Source organism: Nonomuraea sp. NPDC050404 (genome assembly GCF_040655495.1).
Classification (GTDB): domain Bacteria; phylum Actinomycetota; class Actinomycetes; order Streptosporangiales; family Streptosporangiaceae; genus Nonomuraea.
Window position 1 is genome coordinate 29934 of sequence record NZ_JBFAKB010000018.1, and the last position, 17191, is coordinate 47124.

At 68.2% G+C, this 17191-nt stretch carries 19 protein-coding genes and 1 tRNA gene; 16 read left to right on the forward strand and 4 right to left on the reverse strand.

All coding sequences use genetic code 11. The annotated features are described in order from the left end of the window. Nucleotides 1-44: 44 nt before the first annotated feature. The 9 genes from AB0I81_RS39830 (at nucleotide 45) to AB0I81_RS39870 (ending at nucleotide 9247) form a co-directional block, all read left to right on the forward strand. On the forward strand, nucleotides 45-1247 hold the full coding sequence (locus AB0I81_RS39830) for a metallophosphoesterase (RefSeq protein ID WP_360668350.1): 1203 nt from the start codon (nucleotides 45-47) through the stop codon (nucleotides 1245-1247). Between the two features lie 66 nt (nucleotides 1248-1313). Continuing rightward, on the forward strand, nucleotides 1314-1877 hold the full coding sequence (locus AB0I81_RS39835) for a helix-turn-helix transcriptional regulator (RefSeq protein WP_360668352.1): 564 nt from the start codon (nucleotides 1314-1316) through the stop codon (nucleotides 1875-1877). Nucleotides 1878-2019: 142 nt separating this feature from the next. After that, nucleotides 2020-4065: a dTMP kinase gene (tmk, locus tag AB0I81_RS39840; protein ID WP_360668355.1), complete on the forward strand. Its 2046-nt coding sequence runs from the start codon at nucleotides 2020-2022 to the stop codon at nucleotides 4063-4065. Nucleotides 4066-4162: 97 nt separating this feature from the next. Further along, nucleotides 4163-5338 carry a DNA polymerase III subunit delta' gene (locus AB0I81_RS39845; RefSeq protein WP_360668358.1) on the forward strand — a complete coding sequence of 392 codons (1176 nt, stop codon included), beginning with the start codon at nucleotides 4163-4165 and terminating at the stop codon, nucleotides 5336-5338. 123 nt (nucleotides 5339-5461) lie between these two features. Next, nucleotides 5462-6343 carry a permease-like cell division protein FtsX gene (locus AB0I81_RS39850; RefSeq protein ID WP_360668361.1) on the forward strand — a complete coding sequence of 294 codons (882 nt, stop codon included), beginning with the start codon at nucleotides 5462-5464 and terminating at the stop codon, nucleotides 6341-6343. A 99-nt stretch (nucleotides 6344-6442) separates the two neighbouring features. Next, entirely contained in the window at nucleotides 6443-6970 is a 528-nt protein-coding gene (locus tag AB0I81_RS39855) for a SigE family RNA polymerase sigma factor (RefSeq protein ID WP_360668364.1), read from the forward strand. Continuing rightward, nucleotides 6967-8031, forward strand: a complete 1065-nt coding sequence (locus AB0I81_RS39860) for a permease-like cell division protein FtsX (RefSeq protein ID WP_360668367.1) — start codon at nucleotides 6967-6969, stop codon at nucleotides 8029-8031. Before AB0I81_RS39855 ends, AB0I81_RS39860 begins: the two co-directional genes overlap by 4 nt. A gap of 116 nt (nucleotides 8032-8147) precedes the next feature. Further along, entirely contained in the window at nucleotides 8148-8987 is an 840-nt protein-coding gene (gene ricT, locus AB0I81_RS39865) for a regulatory iron-sulfur-containing complex subunit RicT (protein ID WP_360669095.1), read from the forward strand. Between the two features lie 186 nt (nucleotides 8988-9173). Then, nucleotides 9174-9247: transfer RNA gene (locus AB0I81_RS39870), tRNA-Thr, on the forward strand. Between the two features lie 23 nt (nucleotides 9248-9270). Here AB0I81_RS39870 and AB0I81_RS39875 read toward each other — a convergent pair. The 4 genes from AB0I81_RS39875 to AB0I81_RS39890 form a co-directional block, all read right to left on the reverse strand. Continuing rightward, nucleotides 9271-10977 (reverse strand): hypothetical protein, encoded by a 1707-nt coding sequence (locus AB0I81_RS39875; RefSeq protein ID WP_360668370.1) that lies wholly within the window; start codon nucleotides 10975-10977, stop codon nucleotides 9271-9273. Nucleotides 10978-10994: 17 nt separating this feature from the next. After that, complete coding sequence (locus tag AB0I81_RS39880; protein ID WP_360668373.1) at nucleotides 10995-11447, reverse strand: hypothetical protein; 453 nt, start codon at nucleotides 11445-11447, stop codon at nucleotides 10995-10997. Between the two features lie 9 nt (nucleotides 11448-11456). Then, nucleotides 11457-11900 carry a hypothetical protein gene (locus tag AB0I81_RS39885; RefSeq protein ID WP_360668376.1) on the reverse strand — a complete coding sequence of 148 codons (444 nt, stop codon included), beginning with the start codon at nucleotides 11898-11900 and terminating at the stop codon, nucleotides 11457-11459. A gap of 140 nt (nucleotides 11901-12040) precedes the next feature. After that, nucleotides 12041-12514, reverse strand: a complete 474-nt coding sequence (locus AB0I81_RS39890) for a hypothetical protein (protein WP_360668379.1) — start codon at nucleotides 12512-12514, stop codon at nucleotides 12041-12043. 198 nt (nucleotides 12515-12712) lie between these two features. Between AB0I81_RS39890 and AB0I81_RS39895 the strand changes: the two genes are divergently transcribed. The 7 genes from AB0I81_RS39895 to AB0I81_RS39925 all read left to right on the forward strand — a co-directional run bounded on the left by AB0I81_RS39895 (nucleotide 12713) and on the right by AB0I81_RS39925 (nucleotide 17140). After that, the gene (locus tag AB0I81_RS39895; protein ID WP_360668382.1) at nucleotides 12713-13339 is read left to right on the forward strand and encodes a helix-turn-helix transcriptional regulator; all 627 of its coding nucleotides are present in this window, start codon (nucleotides 12713-12715) and stop codon (nucleotides 13337-13339) included. Between the two features lie 68 nt (nucleotides 13340-13407). Then, nucleotides 13408-13779 (forward strand): hypothetical protein, encoded by a 372-nt coding sequence (locus AB0I81_RS39900; protein WP_360668385.1) that lies wholly within the window; start codon nucleotides 13408-13410, stop codon nucleotides 13777-13779. Then, entirely contained in the window at nucleotides 13776-13946 is a 171-nt protein-coding gene (locus tag AB0I81_RS39905; RefSeq protein WP_360668388.1) for a hypothetical protein, read from the forward strand. Before AB0I81_RS39900 ends, AB0I81_RS39905 begins: the two co-directional genes overlap by 4 nt. Further along, nucleotides 13946-14851: a hypothetical protein gene (locus AB0I81_RS39910; protein ID WP_360668391.1), complete on the forward strand. Its 906-nt coding sequence runs from the start codon at nucleotides 13946-13948 to the stop codon at nucleotides 14849-14851. The genes AB0I81_RS39905 and AB0I81_RS39910 overlap by 1 nt, the downstream gene beginning before the upstream one ends. Further along, on the forward strand, nucleotides 14851-15300 hold the full coding sequence (locus tag AB0I81_RS39915) for a hypothetical protein (protein WP_360668394.1): 450 nt from the start codon (nucleotides 14851-14853) through the stop codon (nucleotides 15298-15300). The genes AB0I81_RS39910 and AB0I81_RS39915 overlap by 1 nt, the downstream gene beginning before the upstream one ends. Continuing rightward, nucleotides 15297-16349 carry a YqaJ viral recombinase family protein gene (locus AB0I81_RS39920; protein WP_360668397.1) on the forward strand — a complete coding sequence of 351 codons (1053 nt, stop codon included), beginning with the start codon at nucleotides 15297-15299 and terminating at the stop codon, nucleotides 16347-16349. The genes AB0I81_RS39915 and AB0I81_RS39920 overlap by 4 nt, the downstream gene beginning before the upstream one ends. After that, nucleotides 16349-17140: an ERF family protein gene (locus tag AB0I81_RS39925; RefSeq protein WP_360668400.1), complete on the forward strand. Its 792-nt coding sequence runs from the start codon at nucleotides 16349-16351 to the stop codon at nucleotides 17138-17140. The genes AB0I81_RS39920 and AB0I81_RS39925 overlap by 1 nt, the downstream gene beginning before the upstream one ends. Nucleotides 17141-17191: the final 51 nt, after the last annotated feature.

A 17191-nucleotide genomic window follows, 5' to 3' on the forward strand; every position in this document is an offset into this window, starting at 1 on the left:
TCCGGCGGCCGCGTGCGACGGTCGCCGGAAGTAGCATCGACAGTGTGTTCGTCTTCGTCTTCCTGGGCCTGGTGCTGGTCGTGCACTGGTATCTGTGGCTCCGGCTGGTGCGCCATACGACGGCCGGCCCAGGGCGGCTGCGCAGGTCCCTGACCTGGGGGCTGGTCGCCCTGCTCGGGATGCTCGTGTTCACGATGGTGGGCACCAGGATGGGCCTGGAGGGCTGGCCGGCCTGGCCGGGGTACCTCTGGCTGGCGGTGATGTTCTACCTGGTCATCGCGCTGCTCGTGCTGGAGGTCCCGCGGGCTGTGGCGGCGGTCGCGCTGCGGCGGGCGCCTGAGCCCGTTCCGGTGGCGGCCGGGCCTTCGGCACCGCCGCCTTCGCCTTCGCCGGGGATCGTGCCCATGAGCAGGCGGCTTTTTCTCGGGCGGGCCACCGCCGCCGTCGCCGGGGTGAGCGCGCTGGGGACGGTCGGGTACGGCCTCACGAGCGCGCTGGGCGACCCCGTGATCGCGCCGGTCAGGGTCACGCTCCCGAAGCTGGATCCGCGGCTCGGCGGCCTGCGGTTCGCCGTGGTGAGCGACATTCACCTGGGGCCGCTGACCGGAATCGGGCACACCGAGCGGATCGTCCGCATGATCAACGGGCTCGAGGTCGACGTGGTGGCGATCGTGGGCGACCTGGTGGACGGGTCGGTGGCCCAGCTCGGGGCGCTGGCGCGGCCACTGAAGAACCTTGAGTCCCGCTACGGGGCATATTTCGTGACCGGTAACCACGAGTACTTCACGGCCGAGGGCCCCGGTGAGTGGATCGAGGAGCTGGGGGAGCTCGGCGTACGCTCTCTGCGAAACGAGCGCGTGGAGATCAAGCACCAGGGCGCCGTGCTGGACCTGGCCGGGGTCAACGACGTGGGCGGCGCGGCCGGCGGCGACGGCCCCGACTTCGGCAAGGCGCTCGGCGGGCGCGACACCAGCCGCTCCACGGTGCTGCTCGCGCACCAGCCCGTCCAGGTCGCCGAGGCCGCTCGGCACGGCGTGGACCTGCAGCTCTCCGGTCACACGCATGGAGGGCAGATGGCGCCGTTCAACCTGGTGGTGGGGTTGCAGCAGCCGGTGGTCTCGGGGCTGGCCACGGTGTCGGGGACTCAGGTGTACGTCACCAGGGGCGCGGGCTTCTGGGGGCCGCCGGTGCGCGTCGGGGCCCCGCCGGAGATCACGATGCTGGAATTGCGCGCTGACTTGTCGTAATGCACTGGTCACGCGCAGCCATAATGGCGTAGAGTATCCGACTGGATACTTTGCGGAGGTGGGTTCATGGTTACGGCCGGTTCGCCGTTGGAGCAGGCGCTGGGGCAGGACATCGCGCCCTGGGCCAGGCGGGGCGGGCTGCTGTTCAAGCAGGCCCGGGACGCCGCGAGCCTCAACCAGAAGGCGCTGGCCAGGGTCAGCGGCACCTCGCGCACCACGTTGTCGGCCTACGAGCACGGCAGGAAGTCGCCGACGCTCGAGACCGCGGGGCGCATCCTCGACGCGGCCGGGTTCCGGTTGGTGCTGGAGGCCAAGGTCGAGTGTGCCGCGCACGCGACCGGCGACGGGGGCTCCTTCCACGTGCCCAGTCGGCTGCCGCGGTTGCCGGTCGCGACGGCGCTGGGCGTCGTGCGGGTCGGCGGCCGGGCCTACGACCTGGCCGACCGTGACGAGCGGCGGGCGGCCTACACCGCGTTGTTGTGCCAGGGGGAGCCGGGAGACGTGCTCGGCCACGTGGACGGCGTGCTGCTGCTCGACTTGTGGGACGAGCTGGCCCTGCCCGAGGAGATCAGATCCGGATGGCGGCCTTTGGTGGAACAGGCGCGGCAAGAGGCCGGAGTTATGAATTGATGACGCTTTTGGGGGCCTATTCGGGGTGTGTAACCTGCGCCCGAGGCCGATCACGTAATACTCTCAGCCCCGAGCAGCCGGGAATATCCGGCTCGTCTCAAGCCTGCCCCCCTTCCGGTCAACACCTGGATACGCTGAAATCATGACTGCCCTCGGCCGAAGCCGCCCGACTCATGTGCTGGCCAATGCGCCGTTCCGACGGCTCTGGATGGCCATGTCGGTGTGCAGTCTGGGTGACTGGCTCAACCTTCTGGCGCTGACCGCCCTCGCGGGAAATCTCACGCAGGGTGACTACCGCGTGCAGTCGCTGGCCGTCGGCGGCGTGTTCGTCGCCAAGATGTTGCCGGCCGTGCTGCTGGGGCCGCTCGCCGGGGTGTTCGCCGACCGGTTCGACCGGCGGCTGACGATGTTCACGGCCGACCTGGCCAGGTTCGCGGTGGTGCTGTCGATCCCGTTCGTGGGCAGCTACCAGTGGGTCATCATCGCGACCGTCCTGGTCGAGTGCGTGAACCTGTTCTGGGTTCCGGCCAAGGACGCCACGGTGCCCAACCTGGTGCCCAAGGCGCAACTGGAGTCGGCCAACCAGCTCAACCTGCTGGTGACGTACGGCACCGCGCCCGTCGCGGCCATGTTGTTCGCCGCGTTGTCCGTGGCGGGCGACCTGGTCACCGGGATGGTGCCGTTCCTGATGGGCCGGGACGCCACGGGCCTGGCCCTGATCGTCAACGCCTGCGCCTACCTCGTCTCGGCCGTCCTCATCTTCACCCTGCGCGACATCCCCAAGCGCCGGCAGGGGCCGATCTCCACACCCTCGGTGCTCAAGCAGGTCGTCGAGGGCTGGCGGTTCGTCGGCGGCAACCGGCTGGTGCGCGGCCTGATCATCGGCATGCTGGGGGCGTTCGCCGCGGGCGGGGCCGTCGTGGGCGTGGCGAAGATCTACGTGGTGGCGCTCGGCGGTGGCGACGCGGCGTACGGCGTGGTGTTCGGCGCGGTCTTCGTCGGCATGGCGCTGGGCATGTTCTTCGGCCTCAGGCTGCTGCGCGAGTTGTCGCGGCGGCGGCTGTTCGGGCTGGCCATCACCGTCGCGGGGCTGGTGCTGGTCGCGATCGCGCTGATCCACAACCTGGTGATCGTGGTCATGCTGACCGTGGCGCTGGGGGCGTGCGCCGGGATCGCCTGGATCATCGGCTACACCCTCATCGGCCTGGAGGTCGAGGACGCGCTGCGTGGCCGCACGTTCTCCTTCCTGCAGTCCACGGCGCGGGTGACGTTGCTGCTCGTGGTCGCCGTGGCCAACCCGCTGGCCGCGCTCTTCGGGGTGCACGTGCTGGAGCTGGGCGAGTTCAGCTACCGTTTCGACGGCACCAACCTGGTGCTGGTGATCGGCGGCGCCCTGGCGGTGGGCGTCGGGGTGCTGGCGCTGCGGCACATGGACGACAGGAAGGGCTTCCCCCTCCTGGCCGATCTGATCTCGGCGGCGCGCGGCGAGCGGTTCCCCGCCGAGGCGGTCGAGCACGTGCCGGGGCTGTTCGTGGCGTTCGAGGGCGGCGAGGGATCGGGCAAGACCACGCAGTCGCGGCTGCTCGCCATCTGGCTGCGCGACCAGGGCTACGACGTCGTCCAGACGCGCGAGCCCGGCTCGACCAAGGTGGGCATGCGGTTGCGCGCCATCCTGCTCGACGCGGCCGAGCGCGGGCTGTCGGCGCGGTCCGAGGCGCTGCTGTACGCCGCCGACCGGGCCGAGCACGTCGAGAAGGTGATCAGGCCGGCGCTCTACCGGGGCTCGCTCGTGGTCACCGACCGCTATGTCGACTCCTCGCTGGCCTACCAGGGCGCGGGGCGGTCGCTGAGCCCCGATGACGTGTCCAAGATCAACGCGTGGGCGACGGGCGGGCTGGTGCCGCACCTGACCGTGCTCATCGACACGCCTCCCGAGGTGGGGCTGACCCGTCTGGGCGGCGCGGCCGACCGGATCGAGTCCGAGCCGATGGAGTTCCACGAGCGGGTACGCAAGGAGTTCCGCAAGCTGGCCGCGGCGGCGCCCGAGCGGTACCTCGTGGTGGACGGCACGCTGCCGCAGGACGTGATCACCCGGCAGATCCACGACCGGGTCCACGAGATACTGCCCGACCCGGTGCCGCGGGAGTCGGAGGACATCACGGGGACGATGCCCGCGATCCGCGACTAGTTGTCACCTTCCCGCTGTCCCGCGATCCGCAGCCAGCTGTCCCGCGATCCGCAGTTAGTCGTCCCCTCGTGAGGCGAAGTGCAACTAGCCTTACGGCGTGACGGTTTTCGATGACCTCGTGGGGCAGGACCAGGCGATAGCCGTGCTGTCGCGAGCTGCGACGGCGGCGGGCGAGGTCGTCGCGGGCGGGCGGGGCGCCGGCATGACGCACGCGTGGCTGTTCACCGGCCCGCCCGGCTCGGGCCGCGAGGAGGCCGCACGCGCCTTCGCCGCGTCGCTGCTGTGCCCCGACGGCGGTTGCGGCCACTGCGACCAGTGCCATCAGGTGCTCATCGGCTCGCATCCCGACCTGGAGTCCGTACGTCCGCAGGGGCTGTCCTACAGCGTCAAGCAGACCCGGGAGCTGATCCTGCGGGCGGCCGGGGCGCCGACGCAGGGGCGGTGGCGGGTCATCCTGTTCGAGGACGCCGACCGTGCCACGGAATCCGCCGCGAACGCCCTGCTCAAGGCCATCGAGGAGCCGCCGCCGCGTACCGTATGGCTGTTGTGCGCGCCCGCGCCCGATGACCTGATGATCACCATCAGGTCGCGATGCCGCGTGGTCAACCTGACCACCCCCGCCACTGAGGCGGTCGCCCACGTGCTGGCCACCCGCGACAGCGTGCCGTGGGAGACCGCCAGGTTCGCGGCCAGGGCCGCCCAGGGGCACATCAGCAGGGCGCGCGCCCTGGCTCTGGACGAGGGGGTCAGGACGCGCCGGGAGGCGGTGCTGAGCATCCCGCGTACGCTGACCGGCGTCGGGGAGTGCGTGTCGGCCGCGGAACGGCTGGTGAAGACCGCCGAGGAGGAGGCCGCCGCCGCCACGGCCGCGCTGAACGAGAGCGAGACCTCGGAGCTGCGCAAGTTGTACGGGGAGGGGTCCAGCGGCAAGGGGCTCAACCGGGGGCTGGTGCGTGGTGGGGCCGGGGCCCTGAAGGAGTTGGAGGATCGGCAGAAGTCGCGGGCCACGCGGATCAAGCGGGACTCGCTGGACGCCGCGCTGCTGGAGATGGTGTCGTTCTATCGGGACGTGCTGGCCATGCAGTTCGGGGCTGCCGGGGTTGAGCTGGCCAATGATGATGTGCGTTTCGATCTGGATCAGCTGGCCAAGTCGTCCACGCCCGAGGAGACGTTGCGGCGGGTCGATGCGATCATGCAGTGCAGGGAGCGGCTGGCGGCGAACGTCAATCCGCAGATGGCCGTCGAGGCGATGATGCTGGCGCTGCGGCCCTGAGGCGATGTTTGAGGGCATTTCGCTGGCTCTGCGGCATTGGAGCATGGCGTCGGCTCTGTGGTACTGACCGTTTTCTTTGTGAGGGGTTCGATGCGGAGAGCAGGACTGCGCTGGTTAACCGGTGTGGCGGCCGTCGCCGTGCTGGGGATGCCGGTCATCGCGGGTGGGCCGCCCGCGGAGGGGGCGATCGTCGAGCCTGAGGTCGTCGTGGGCGGCGAATGGGAGCTCAGCGTCTTCCTGTGCACGCCGGCCGTCAAGGGCTGCCACCAGCGGTACGCGACGGCGGGGCAGAAGCGGAGGATCCGTGCGCTTCTGGAGAAAGTGCCGGAGGTGACGGAGGTCCGGTTCGTCGATCGGCCATCGGCGTACAGGAGCTTTCGGCGGGACTTCTCCGGTAGAGGGGCGTTGCTGAAGGCGGTTCGGGCGAAGGATTTGCCGGAGTCGTTCCAGGTGCGGATGGTGCAAGGGGCTGACCGGGATCGGGTACGAGCCGCGGTCGTGAAGCTGCCGGGAGTGCAAGAGATCGAGACCTACAGTGACCCGGTCGTCCTGCAGGATTTCCACAAGGACCACGGCGTCTCAGTTTTCCTGTGTCGCAAAGGGTCTGACGTGCCCGCCTGCGGAACAGGCCGGGGCGCGGCCGACGGGGCACGTGTGACGTCCCGCGAGAAGAAGGCCATCGTCTCGTCGATCAAACGGATGCCCGAGGTCGAGTCGTACATCTTCGAGGACAAGAAGACCGCCTTCCGGAATTTCTCCGAGATCTACGCCGACAATGAGGCATTGGTGGCGGCGAGCAGAGTCTCGGACATGCCCGAGTCGTATCGGCTGGCGGTCAGGCCCACGGCCGACTGGGACCTGGTGAGTCTCAGGCTGGCGCGGTTGAAGGGGGTGAGTCAGGTACTGAACGACAGGTGCCAGACCGCCAGGGCCACGCTGAGCGTGAAGTACGGGCTCGACAAGTTGCGGAACCGTACTGACGACAAGGTGTGCGCGCCCGGATAGCGGCGCTGGTCAGCCGGGCTCGGGGATACCTTCTGGCCCGGGGTGGAAGATATTCCTGTGACCCAAGCAGCAGATGAGGCCAACAGGCGTCTCTGTTACGTGGAAGTCGAACTACTCACCCAGCAAGAAGTCCTGGCGCGGCAGCGGATCGACGTGGCGTCCATCTTCGCCGAGCATCACGTCGGCCTCGTGCGGCTGGCGCTCATCATGGTCGGTGACCAGGCCACCGCCGAAGACGTCGTGCAGGATGCCTTCGCGCGCACGCACGCCGGCCGGGGCAGGTTGCGCGATGCCGACAAGGCGCTGACCTACGTGCGATCGGCGGTGCTCAACGGGTGCCGGTCGGTGTTGCGCAGGCGGGCGACGGTGTTCCGGCGGGCGGTGCCGTACGAACCGCCGGTCTGGTCGGCGGAGAGCGCCGCGCTGCTGGGTGAGGAGCGGCGCGAGGTCCTCCTCGCGCTGCGCGGCCTGCCACGCAGGCAGCGGGAGGCGCTGACGCTGCGCTACTACTTCGACCTCGCCGACCAGGAGATAGCCGAGACGATGCGGATCAGCGCGAGCACGGCGAGGTCCACGATCGCACGAGGGCTGGCGACCCTCGCCCGAGTGCTTGGGGAGAACTCATGAACAGTCCGATGGAAGACAGGCTGCGTCAGGCGCTCGCCGAGGCGGGAAAGACGATTGACCCCGGCACACTGCAGCCGCTGCGGGCATCGGAGCGGCGGCGCCTCCGGGTGGACTTCCGGATGGTGGCCGCGGCGGCGGCCGTGGTGGTCGTGGGATCGGGGGCCGCCGTGATGGTGAGCGGCGGCGCCGGCGACGATGATCGCATGGTGGCGGCGGCGACCGCGATCACCCGAGAGAAAGCGGACCTGGTCGTGGCCCTGTGTACGGCCACGGCGCCGAAGGATACGCGGTGCGAGGGGGCCGTCGATCCAGAGCAACGTGAGGGGGTCGAGCGGGTGCTGGCGGAGTTGGAGCCGCAGATCGCCATCTCGCAGTGGGCGAGTGCGGAGAGCACCTACGACGACTTCCGCACCAGATTCGCGGACAACCAGGCGATCCTGGAGGCAGTGAAGGCCACGGACATGCCACAGTCGTTCCTGCTCAAGCTCCGGGAAGGAGCTGACCGGCGGCAGGTGATGGCCTCCTTCGTGGGGGTGCCCGGGGTCATGAGCGTCATCGATCGGGCGTCCAACCCCTACGCTGCGGGCCATCCTCCGGAGGAGGAGAAAACGGATGTCAGTGTCTTTCTGTGCAAGACGGGAACGCAACTTCCGGGGTGCGGCGCGAAGCGCGTGGACAACAAGGACGGCGACCCCAAGATCCCAGCCCATGGGAAGGGGATAACAGGTGCTCAGACACGGGCGCTCGAGAAGCTGATCGGAAAGATGCCCGAGGTTGAGAAGTACGTCTTCGAGGACCAGGCGTCCGCCTACCAGAAGTTCGTGGAATCGTTCAAGGACAACAAGGCCCTCGTCAATGCGACCAGTCCGGAAGACATGCCTGAATCGTTCAGGATCATGCTGAAGGATGGCTCGCTGTGGCGGGAAGTGGTCGAAGAGCTGCAGCGGCAGCCGGGCGTGGCCCAGGTCATGGCCAACGGATGCATGGTCAACGCCGCGGTTCTGACCACGGAATTCGCCGTGGAGATACCCAAGAGCGAGGCGTGCCCCACGAACAGGTGATCCGGTCAAGTCTCACGTTCACACCCTGACTTCCGGCCTGCGGACACACGTAATGTGGCTAGGAAGGCCGTAAGTTACCCCCTAGGCCGTCAGGAGGCGAGCTCGAGCCCATGGGAATGATCATGGCCGTGAGCTTCACCCGTTACGGGAGGCTCTACTACCTCGATCCCGGCGAGCACAGCCCCAAAGTGGGCGACAAGGTGCTCGTGCCGACGGACGCGGGTCCCGAGGTGGCGGAGTGCGTGTGGGCGCCGCAGTACACGAGCGAGGACATCGACGGACTGCCGGTGTGCGCGGGGTTGGCAGGGGAAGAACACATAACCCGAGATGAGACGAACAAGCGCCGCAGGGCCGAGGCCCGCAGCGTGTCCAAACGATTGATCAAACGGCACACGTTGCCCATGAAGGTCGTCGGCATCGACTACTTCGACCAGGACAACATCTACACGGTCTACTTCTCGGCACCGCACCGGGTGGACTTCCGCGCTCTGGTGCGCGACCTGGCCCGCAACCTCCGGGCCAGGGTCGAGCTGCGGCAGATCGGCCCCAGGGACGAGGCGCGCCTGCAGGGCGGCATCGGCCCCTGCGGCCGAGACCTGTGCTGTGCCACGTTCCTGAAGGACTTCGAACCGGTCTCCGTCCGCATGGCCAAAGACCAGGATCTCCCGGTCAACCCGCTGCGCATCGCCGGGGCCTGCGGGCGGCTGATGTGCTGCCTGAAGTACGAGCACCCGCTCTACCAGGAGTTCCGCGCCTCAGCTCCCCGAGTTGGGGCCAGCGTGGAGACTCCGCAAGGAGCTGGGACGGTCGTGGGACACAACGTGCCGTCCGACTCTGTGGTGGTGCGCCTGAATGACGGCGGGCGGCGATGCGCCTGCTCGAAGGCCAGCGTGTGCGGACCACGAAAGGCTTACGACGGCGCGTACGGGGGTGAATCGGGCGAGGAGGGAGCCTAGGAGCTGAAAGGGCCAGGAGCCACGAGCCGTACAGGTCTCGGTCGCACGGGGCCTGATGATTCCTGGGAACGGTATTTGGTGGCGGCGTGGCGCCGGGCGATGGGACGATGTGTCCGGGCATCGGGTGATCGATGGGAGCGAGAACCCCTCGCGCTCCTGTAGACTCATCCACGCTGCACAGCGCACGCCGCCTTAGCTCAGTCGGCCAGAGCACTTCACTCGTAATGAAGGGGTCTGGGGTTCGAATCCCCAAGGCGGCTCCCAGGTCAGAGCCCGTTTCTCCCTAACCGGAGAGACGGGCTCGACTCGTTTTGGGAGGTTTTTGGGAGATCAGCGGCGTAACGATCCCCTCGGCGGCCTCGCCGTCGGCCTCCTCCGCGAGCTCCTCCGCGAGCGCCTGCAGCGCCGCGTCGAGGATCACCACCGACGACCGTGGGGACATCTCCAGCCGCCGCCGGAGCGACTCTCGCCACAGCCGCGTGTCCAGCGCGAGCAGCTCGGCGGTCATCTCGGGCGTGACGTGACCGTACCGCGCCGAGATCGTCGCGTCAGTGTGCCCCATGATCAGCAGCTTGAGCGCCATCGCGATCCGGCCGTTGTCCATCGACGTCTGCCGGCCATGGCGCAGGCCATGCATGGTGAGGCCCTCACAGAGCGCCATCCACGAGACGACGGCGTTGCGGCTCGGACGCACGTACGCGTCGAGTAGCGCCTCCCGCGTGGCCTTGGCCACGAACGCAGGATCGGCGCCCTGCGCGACCGCGTACGCCCGCAGCTCGGCCGCGCTGGACCGACTGCCGACGGCCTTCTTGGTCTGGCGGGCGATGTGCCGCAGCACCGGCGGCGTGTACGGCTGCCCCGGCACAGGGGCAGGCCACGACTCCAACGGCACGCCCGGCCAATTCCTCGACGCGTCCGCGAGCACCCGCCGGCCGATCGGCTCGCGCTGCTCGACGCGCTCGGGCCACTCCGACACAGGTCCCTCGAACGCGCCGTCAGCGGCGGGCCGTAGGTACTGCGACCGGAACGCCGAACGGCGGTGGTGTTGCCGATCGCCGAGGAACAGCACAGCAGTGCCTTTGCAGTAGTGCGCGGGGTCATCCTTCTTCCTAGCCTCGGCGCACGTGCAGGTGCGGGCCTCGGCGGCGACGGCGGCCACCATGTCCCACAGCCACATGGGGACGGTGATGTCCCTCATGGAGCCGTCTTTCGGCGGCCCCCAGTAGAACCGACCCGCGCCGTTCTCGTACAGCTTGCGCCTGAGCTTGATGACGCCCGGCTCCTCGACCATCTTGGGCGTCAGCGCAAGCAGCTCGGACCACCGCGCGCCCGAGTAGAACGCGAGCAGGATGAGCACGAAGTCCGCCCACCGGCCGGACAGCAGCGCGACACGCTCGGCGATCAGCACGACCTGGGGCGGCGTGCACCACACCTTTTCGGCGTGCTCGAACCTCTGCACACGCTTCGTGGACTTGCGGCCCTTCCCGCGGGGCTTGGCCGCCGGATTGACGGTGATGGGGATGCTCTCGTCGCGTACCGCGTCGTCGAGGCACGACGAGAGCACGGCTCGCGCGGTCGCGGCGGTGCTCGGGGCGTACCCCGCCTTGACGATCGAGCGTTCCCACTGGTTGATCAATTTCGGAGTGATGACCACGAGCGCGAGGTGTCCGAACGTGGCCATGATGTGATCCTTGAGCATCCGGAGGTAGTTCTCCAGGGTGGAGTCCTCTAACTCAAGATCCTCGTACCAGGACGTGGCCCACTCAAGGAACTTGATCTCGGCGGCCCTGGGGTCCTTGAACTGGCCCCGCCGGATGTCGGCCTCTTGGGCATCGCCGTAGTTCTGAGCGTCTTCCCTGGTGAAGAAGTAGTTACCGAACTCGTCTCGGCTGGCCTGCAACTCCTTGCCTGGCCGTGCGGGGTCGGGCCATTTGACGCGCCAGCGGTCGCGGCCGTGGCGGTCCTTTCCTCTGTACTCGGGGTAAGCCATGTGTCCTCTCTCTGTGCCTAGCTGGCCTCCTTAGCCAGCAGATACGGCGGGATGGGCGGGGGAGGTCTGCGGGATGGTCCGACGAGACCGGGCGGCGGCTCGTACCACCGCTGCACCTCGGTACTGATCTGGGAGGCATACCGGAGCATCTCGGGCGTGCACGAGTCCCGGGGTAGATACTCGATGATCTCACCCGGCGTGGCTCGTGGGTCCAGGATGATGGGCCCGCCTGCCAGGGACATGTCCGCGCCGAGCAGGTGATAGCGCAGCGCCGGTGTGGCGGTCGGTGTGGCCCGTCGGCGGAAGTTGGCGAACGCCGCGCGGGAGGCGGCCACGATACCCGGGATGATTGCCGAATCGATGTGATCCCGGTTGACCAGCCCCGTGATCGAGGTGGCAGTCAGGTGCACGGCAACGAGGCGCCCCTCCAACCGGTCGTTTGACGCGAGGATGATTTCAAGATTTTTCACGGCGTGTTCCTAAGCTGCTTGGAACGGTGCAACAAAGGCCCGACTCCTGGCGGGCAAGGGCGCCGATACGCGGCGGTCGGCCGTCGGCTGAAACCACCTCAGGATGTCGCTGCCGAGCACGGCGGCGTACCGCATCAGCTCGGGCGTGCACGCGTCTCGGGGGAGGGTTTCCCAGACGTCGGTGTCGGTGGCGGTGATGTCGAGCGCCCCGGGGTCGGACACGTCCGCGGAGACCAGGTGAAAGGTCAGGGCTGGGCGGTCGGTCGGGGAGATCCGCCGTTGGAGGTGGCCGAGGCGCTCGCGGGTCTGGTCGAGAAGCGGGCGGATCAGGGCCTTATCGATCTGATCCCTGTCGATGAGGACGGTCAGGCCGCCGGTCTTGGGTAACAGGGCACCGACTGGCTTCCCCCTGAGCCGGTCTGCGGACGCGAGGACGATGTTGCAGTGCTTCACAGACGCCCCCCGGGTCTGCTCGGAAGTGAGGATCTATCACGTTTTTCGTGCTCGGGGGCTAAAACGTACACAGCGGCACGGGGCGCTACCAGATGCGAACTCCCGATCGAGAAAAAGTGTTGATTTTGTTACCTGGAGCCTCAAGTGTTGTCAGGAAGCTCGGAAACCCCATCCTGACTCTCCTGACGCAGGCGAACGATATCCCAGGCAAGGCGAGCGGCCGACTCCCGAACCACCGCCTTTTCTTCCTCTGTCATGTTCGCGGGAACATCAGGGACCAACAGCGTTCCGTCTGGAGTGCTGATCTCGCTGAAACGTATTCGTGTTCTGAGCGACTCCACGGGGCCGGCCTCAGTGGCTTCCGTGATGGCGTCCGGCTCCAGGTCGTACGCGGCCTCAAGCGCGGCGAGCATCTCTGGGGAGAAGTTCGTGCGTCTGGCACCCTCGATGTCTTGGATCACCTTGTAGGTGACTCGGCGCTCCTCGCAGAACTTCTTTCGGTTGACGTATCGGGGGTCGATCTCGGCGCGTCTGGCCGTAAGCAGCTTGCCGAGCTGCCGCCATGCCGTCCGCTGTCGCTCCGTCAGGGAGCGTCCACGGTTGGTGGGAGACATGCTGAGTCCAATGTGAGTCTGGTTAGGACATCCTAGTTTCGCACGCCTTTGTGCAGGTCAGACCATGCGCACCCCGCAGATAGCGGGCCGAAGTGCGTTTCGGTGAGTCCTTGATTCAGCATTGTGAGTCCAAGTGAATCCAAGCGCAACGTGGACTCATGTTGCATGTGAGTCCATCTGAGTCCTAGTCTTGTCCATGTGAGTCCAAGCACATCGCCTCGCGAGAGGCAAGGCGCCCTCATTCGCGATCACCGTGAGCGGGCCGAACTGTCGGTGCGTGAGCTGGCCCAACGCGTCGGGATCCATCAGCAATCGCTGCGGAATATCGAGCTGGGGAAGCGGTCCGCCTCCGCCTCAACGCTTGAGTCCCTCGCTGTTGAACTCGGCATCGATGTGACGCAGATCACCAACGTTTCGGGTAACCCCAATCTGGCCCCGACGCGTCATGAGCCGACTTCAGCCGAGACTGACGCGCCTGCGATCGCCGCTGAGCCCGCGCCCTCGTATCGGGTCTTCACCAGCATCGAGGGTGCGCGCCGAATCGGGGGCAAGGTCACCGCGAACTTGCTGGAGACCCTTGCCACCCAGGGATTCGAACACACCCGAATCGGCGGAAAGATCCACTACACGGACGCTCAGCTCGCCCTCGTCGTCGCCGCGCACGCTCGCGGCGAGACGGCTATCACCGCCGAGCAGGAGCCCGCGCAGGCCCCCGAGCCGACGCCGCTCCCCGCTGGCACCCCGCGCCGCCGTACGAGCCGCACGGTCAAGACCGCCCCGGCGGTGGACCTGTCGGCCACACCTGGCCGCCGCTACACCGCCTGAACACACGAGAGGGCGCCCGGTCCCGCTACGGCCGGACGCCCCATTGTCCCCACCGAGAGAGGCAGGACATGACCATCATCTCACCTCAGCCCCTGACGAGGGGGGAGCAGCAGGCCGCCGCTCTGGCCGCCCTCGCTGACCTCGCCGGCATCCCCGGCCTTCCCGTCCCCGACGGCTACAACATCGTCCGCGACTGGGACTCCGACGAGCTGACCGCCTTCATCCAGTTGCCTGGCCGTGGCCTGGAGAACCGCGACCGGCCCCGCGCCTACGTCGAGCACCTCACGGGGGCGCGGTGGACCGTGCGCCGCTACACCACCAGCCCTCACGGTGAGCTGCGTGTCAGCGGTCAGCGCGGCACCGCCCACGTCACGGCGTGGATCGCCGTTGACGGGCACGAGCTGGACGACGCTGAGCTGCTCGCCAAGGCGCTCACGTGAGGCGGCTGCTCGCCTGGCTGCGCCCCGACGCCGGCCTGCCCGCCCTCGCCGACGAGCCCGAGGAGCTGTGGCTCGACCCGTTCCGGTTCGACTGGGCCGACGAGCCCGGCATCTGCGCCAAGACCGGCGCCCGCTACACCTCCCCCTACACCCCCCGGAGCGCCTAATGCCGCGCATCACATACGTCCCGAAGAACTTCACCGACGCCCACATGCGGATCATCCAGCAGGCTGACCGGTTCTGCCGCGACTACGCCGCGCAGGGCCTCGACCTCACGTTGAGGCAGTTGTACTACCGGTTCGTCGCCGCCGACCTGATCGAGAACACGCAGAAGTCCTACAAGCGGCTCGGCAGCATCATCAACGATGCCAGGCTGGCCGGCCAGTTGGACTGGGACCACATCACCGACCGGACGCGCAACCTGCGCGGTCTGCCCACCTGGGACAACCCCGAGGACATCATCACCAACTCGGCGTACGGCTACCGCACCGACCGCTGGGAGACGCAGCCGTACCGCGTCGAGGTCTGGGTTGAGAAAGATGCCCTGAGCGGCGTCGTCGGTCGTGCGGCCGGCCGCTACCAGGTGGATCACTTCTCCTGCCGCGGCTACACCAGCCAGTCGGAGCTGTGGACTGCCGCGCGCCGCATGCGCCGCTACCAGGACCAGGGCAAGCACTGCATCGTGATTCACCTCGGCGACCACGACCCCAGTGGGATCGACATGACTCGCGACATCGAGGAGCGGTTCGCCCTCTTCGGCGCCGACGTCGAGGTTCACCGGATCGCGCTCAACATGGACCAGGTCATCCGGTACTCGCCGCCGCCGAACCCGGCCAAGACCACCGACTCGCGGTATGGCGCGTACATCGAGGCGCACGGCACGAGTTCGTGGGAGCTCGACGCGCTCGACCCGACGACCCTCGACGCGCTGATCTCGGCCGAGATCGAGCAGTTCCGCGACGAGGGGCTGTGGGAGTCGGCGACCGCTGACATGGAGCGTGACAAGACGCTTCTGCGCGCGGTGTCGAACCGGTGGGCCGAGGTCGTCGAGATGGTCGAGGACGGTTCCTGATGCCCGTGTACCGCTTCACCGACCGCGATGGCGACAAGCTGGCCATCAGCAGCGCGCCGAACAACCCGAACACCGTGCACATCGCCCGAACCTGTGGTGTGCTCATGCCCGCTGACGAGCTGCCCAAGTTCGTGGCCAAGCTGTATGAGGCGGCTGGCCAGCCCGCGCCGATCATCCTCGACCGGCCGAGCCCCGAGGCCCTGCGCGAGTGGATCAGTGGCGGCGAGGTTGATGCGTACACCGACCTGCGTTGGCACTCGCCTCAGGCCGCCCGCGAGCGGGCCGCGCACCTCGCCGCCGCCGCTGACCTGATCGAGGCCGAGAAGACCAACAAGGCGGTGAGTGACCTCGCCGTGCTGCTCGTTGGCGCCGCCCAGCTTCCCAAGTACGCTGCCGAGACCCTCGCCCGCGCCGTGCTGAGCGCTGGTTACGCCAAGGCGGCTGAGTGACCGCCCAGGCCATCGCGCCCGCCGCCCCCATCGTGGGGCGGCGGGTCACCCCCACCGCCCGCCTCCTCCTCCCGGCGGACGCCCCCGAGGACCTATGGCTCGCCACCCGCCGCGGCGACCACCGCGACGGCACCACCCGCATCGGCTCCTCCGACGTGTCCGACATCCTCGAAGTCGGGTACAAGACGCCGCTGCACGTCTTCCACATCAAGCGCCGCGAGCTGCCCGAGGACGACGCCGGCGAGGCCGCCCTCTGGGGCAAGCTGCACGAGGAGACGATCGCCCGAGAGTGGGCGAGGAGAAACCGCAGCGTCGTGCGGCGCGTCGGCATCGTGGCCAACATCAAGCGGCCCTGGATGACCTGCACGCTGGACCGGCGCATCCTGGAGTGCCCCCTCAACCGCGAGACACGCGAGTCCTGCGCGCTGGAGATCAAGACCAGGAACGCGTTCGTCGCGGACAAATGGGTTCGAGCCGTCCCTGACGACGTGCTCGCCCAGACGCTGTGGCAGATCGAGGTCACCGGCTATGACCACGTCCACGTGGGCGTGCTCATCGGTGGCAACGACTACCGGCAGACCGTCATCCGCCGCGAGGGCAACGAGCAGATCATCTCGGACATCGTCACCGCGGCGGCCAACATGCGCGACCGGATCATGACCGGGCGCAAGCCGTACCCGTCCGGCGACCCCGAGCGGCTCGTCGAGCTGTACGGCGCGCTCTACCCCGAGCGTGAGGGCACGGTGGAGCTCGGCTCTGAGGTGGTCGAGATCCTCGGCCGGTACGAGGACGAGCGGCTGAAGGAGAAAGCGGCCAAGACCGCTAAGGAGCTGGCCAAGGTCGAGGCGGTCGCGCTGCTCGACGGTGGCGAGTTCGCCAAGTACGGCGACGAGCCTGCTTTCTCGTACACCTCCCGGCGTGGCCGCCCCGCCGTGGACCTGGAGCTCATGGCCGAGCAGTACCCCGACGCCTATCAGGCGTGCGTGCGTGAGACGACGCAGCGCGCCATCAACCTTGCTTCCGCTTACCGCAAGAAGGGAACCGCCTGATGTCCCTGGCTTCCAAGGCCGCCGCCAAGGCCGCCGAGGCGACCGGCCAGCCCGCCGAGGCGCAGGAGACCGTGCCGCCGGCCGCCGACGATTGGGGCCTGCCCGAGCGTGAGCCCGAGGGGCCGTCGCCTGAGGTCCTCGCGTACGAGGCCGAAACCGGCAGCGACGACCCGCCCCAGATCCCCGTGCACGTCGCGTTCATGCGCGTCATGCGCGACATCCGCGCCGTGGCCAAGCTCGACAAGCCCACGGAGGGTGTGCGGTTCGATTACCGGGGCATCGACCGCGCGATGGAGGCGTACGCGCCCGTCACTCGCCGACACGGCGTGATCATCATGCCCACCGAGGTGCAGGCGAACTACGCGCCCGCCACCACCTCGACGGGCAAGGCCACCCGCGAGTGCACGGTCATCGTGCAGTACCGCATCTGGGGCCCGATGGGCGACTGGATGCCCGCCTCTGCCGCTGGTGAATCCCTCGACTCCGGCGACAAGGGGACGGCCAAGGCTCAGGCGGTCGCGCTGCGCACGCTGCTGTTCCACGGCGGCATGGTGCCGACTCGCGACACTGACCCCGACGCGCACAACATCGAGCGCGGCGAGGCCGCCCCGCGCAAGGCCACGGACTACCGCGACGAGGCCCTTGAGCCGCGCACCTCGAAGGGCCGCCTGCGTCAGATGCACCACGAGCTGAAGTCGATGAACCGCCTCGGCGAGCTGGTCACTAACGAGATCGACGAGAGCGAGACGATCGGCGACCTGATCGTCCGCATCGGCCACACCCGCCGCTGACCCCCGGTGCGGCGCCGCCTGGCCCTCTTCCCCGGGCGGCGCCGCATCGGC

Coding starts and splice junctions, on each gene's coding strand:
- AB0I81_RS39900 (WP_360668385.1), top strand. CDS start 13,408: ATGACCATCATCTCACCTCAGCCCCTGACGAGGGGGGAGCAGCAGGCC.
- AB0I81_RS39925 (WP_360668400.1), top strand. CDS start 16,349: ATGTCCCTGGCTTCCAAGGCCGCCGCCAAGGCCGCCGAGGCGACCGGC.
- AB0I81_RS39860 (WP_360668367.1), top strand. CDS start 6,967: ATGAACAGTCCGATGGAAGACAGGCTGCGTCAGGCGCTCGCCGAGGCG.
- AB0I81_RS39890 (WP_360668379.1), bottom strand. CDS start 12,514: ATGTCTCCCACCAACCGTGGACGCTCCCTGACGGAGCGACAGCGGACG.
- AB0I81_RS39875 (WP_360668370.1), bottom strand. CDS start 10,977: ATGGCTTACCCCGAGTACAGAGGAAAGGACCGCCACGGCCGCGACCGC.
- AB0I81_RS39915 (WP_360668394.1), top strand. CDS start 14,851: ATGCCCGTGTACCGCTTCACCGACCGCGATGGCGACAAGCTGGCCATC.
- AB0I81_RS39835 (WP_360668352.1), top strand. CDS start 1,314: ATGGTTACGGCCGGTTCGCCGTTGGAGCAGGCGCTGGGGCAGGACATC.
- tmk (WP_360668355.1), top strand. CDS start 2,020: ATGACTGCCCTCGGCCGAAGCCGCCCGACTCATGTGCTGGCCAATGCG.
- ricT (WP_360669095.1), top strand. CDS start 8,148: ATGATCATGGCCGTGAGCTTCACCCGTTACGGGAGGCTCTACTACCTC.
- AB0I81_RS39910 (WP_360668391.1), top strand. CDS start 13,946: ATGCCGCGCATCACATACGTCCCGAAGAACTTCACCGACGCCCACATG.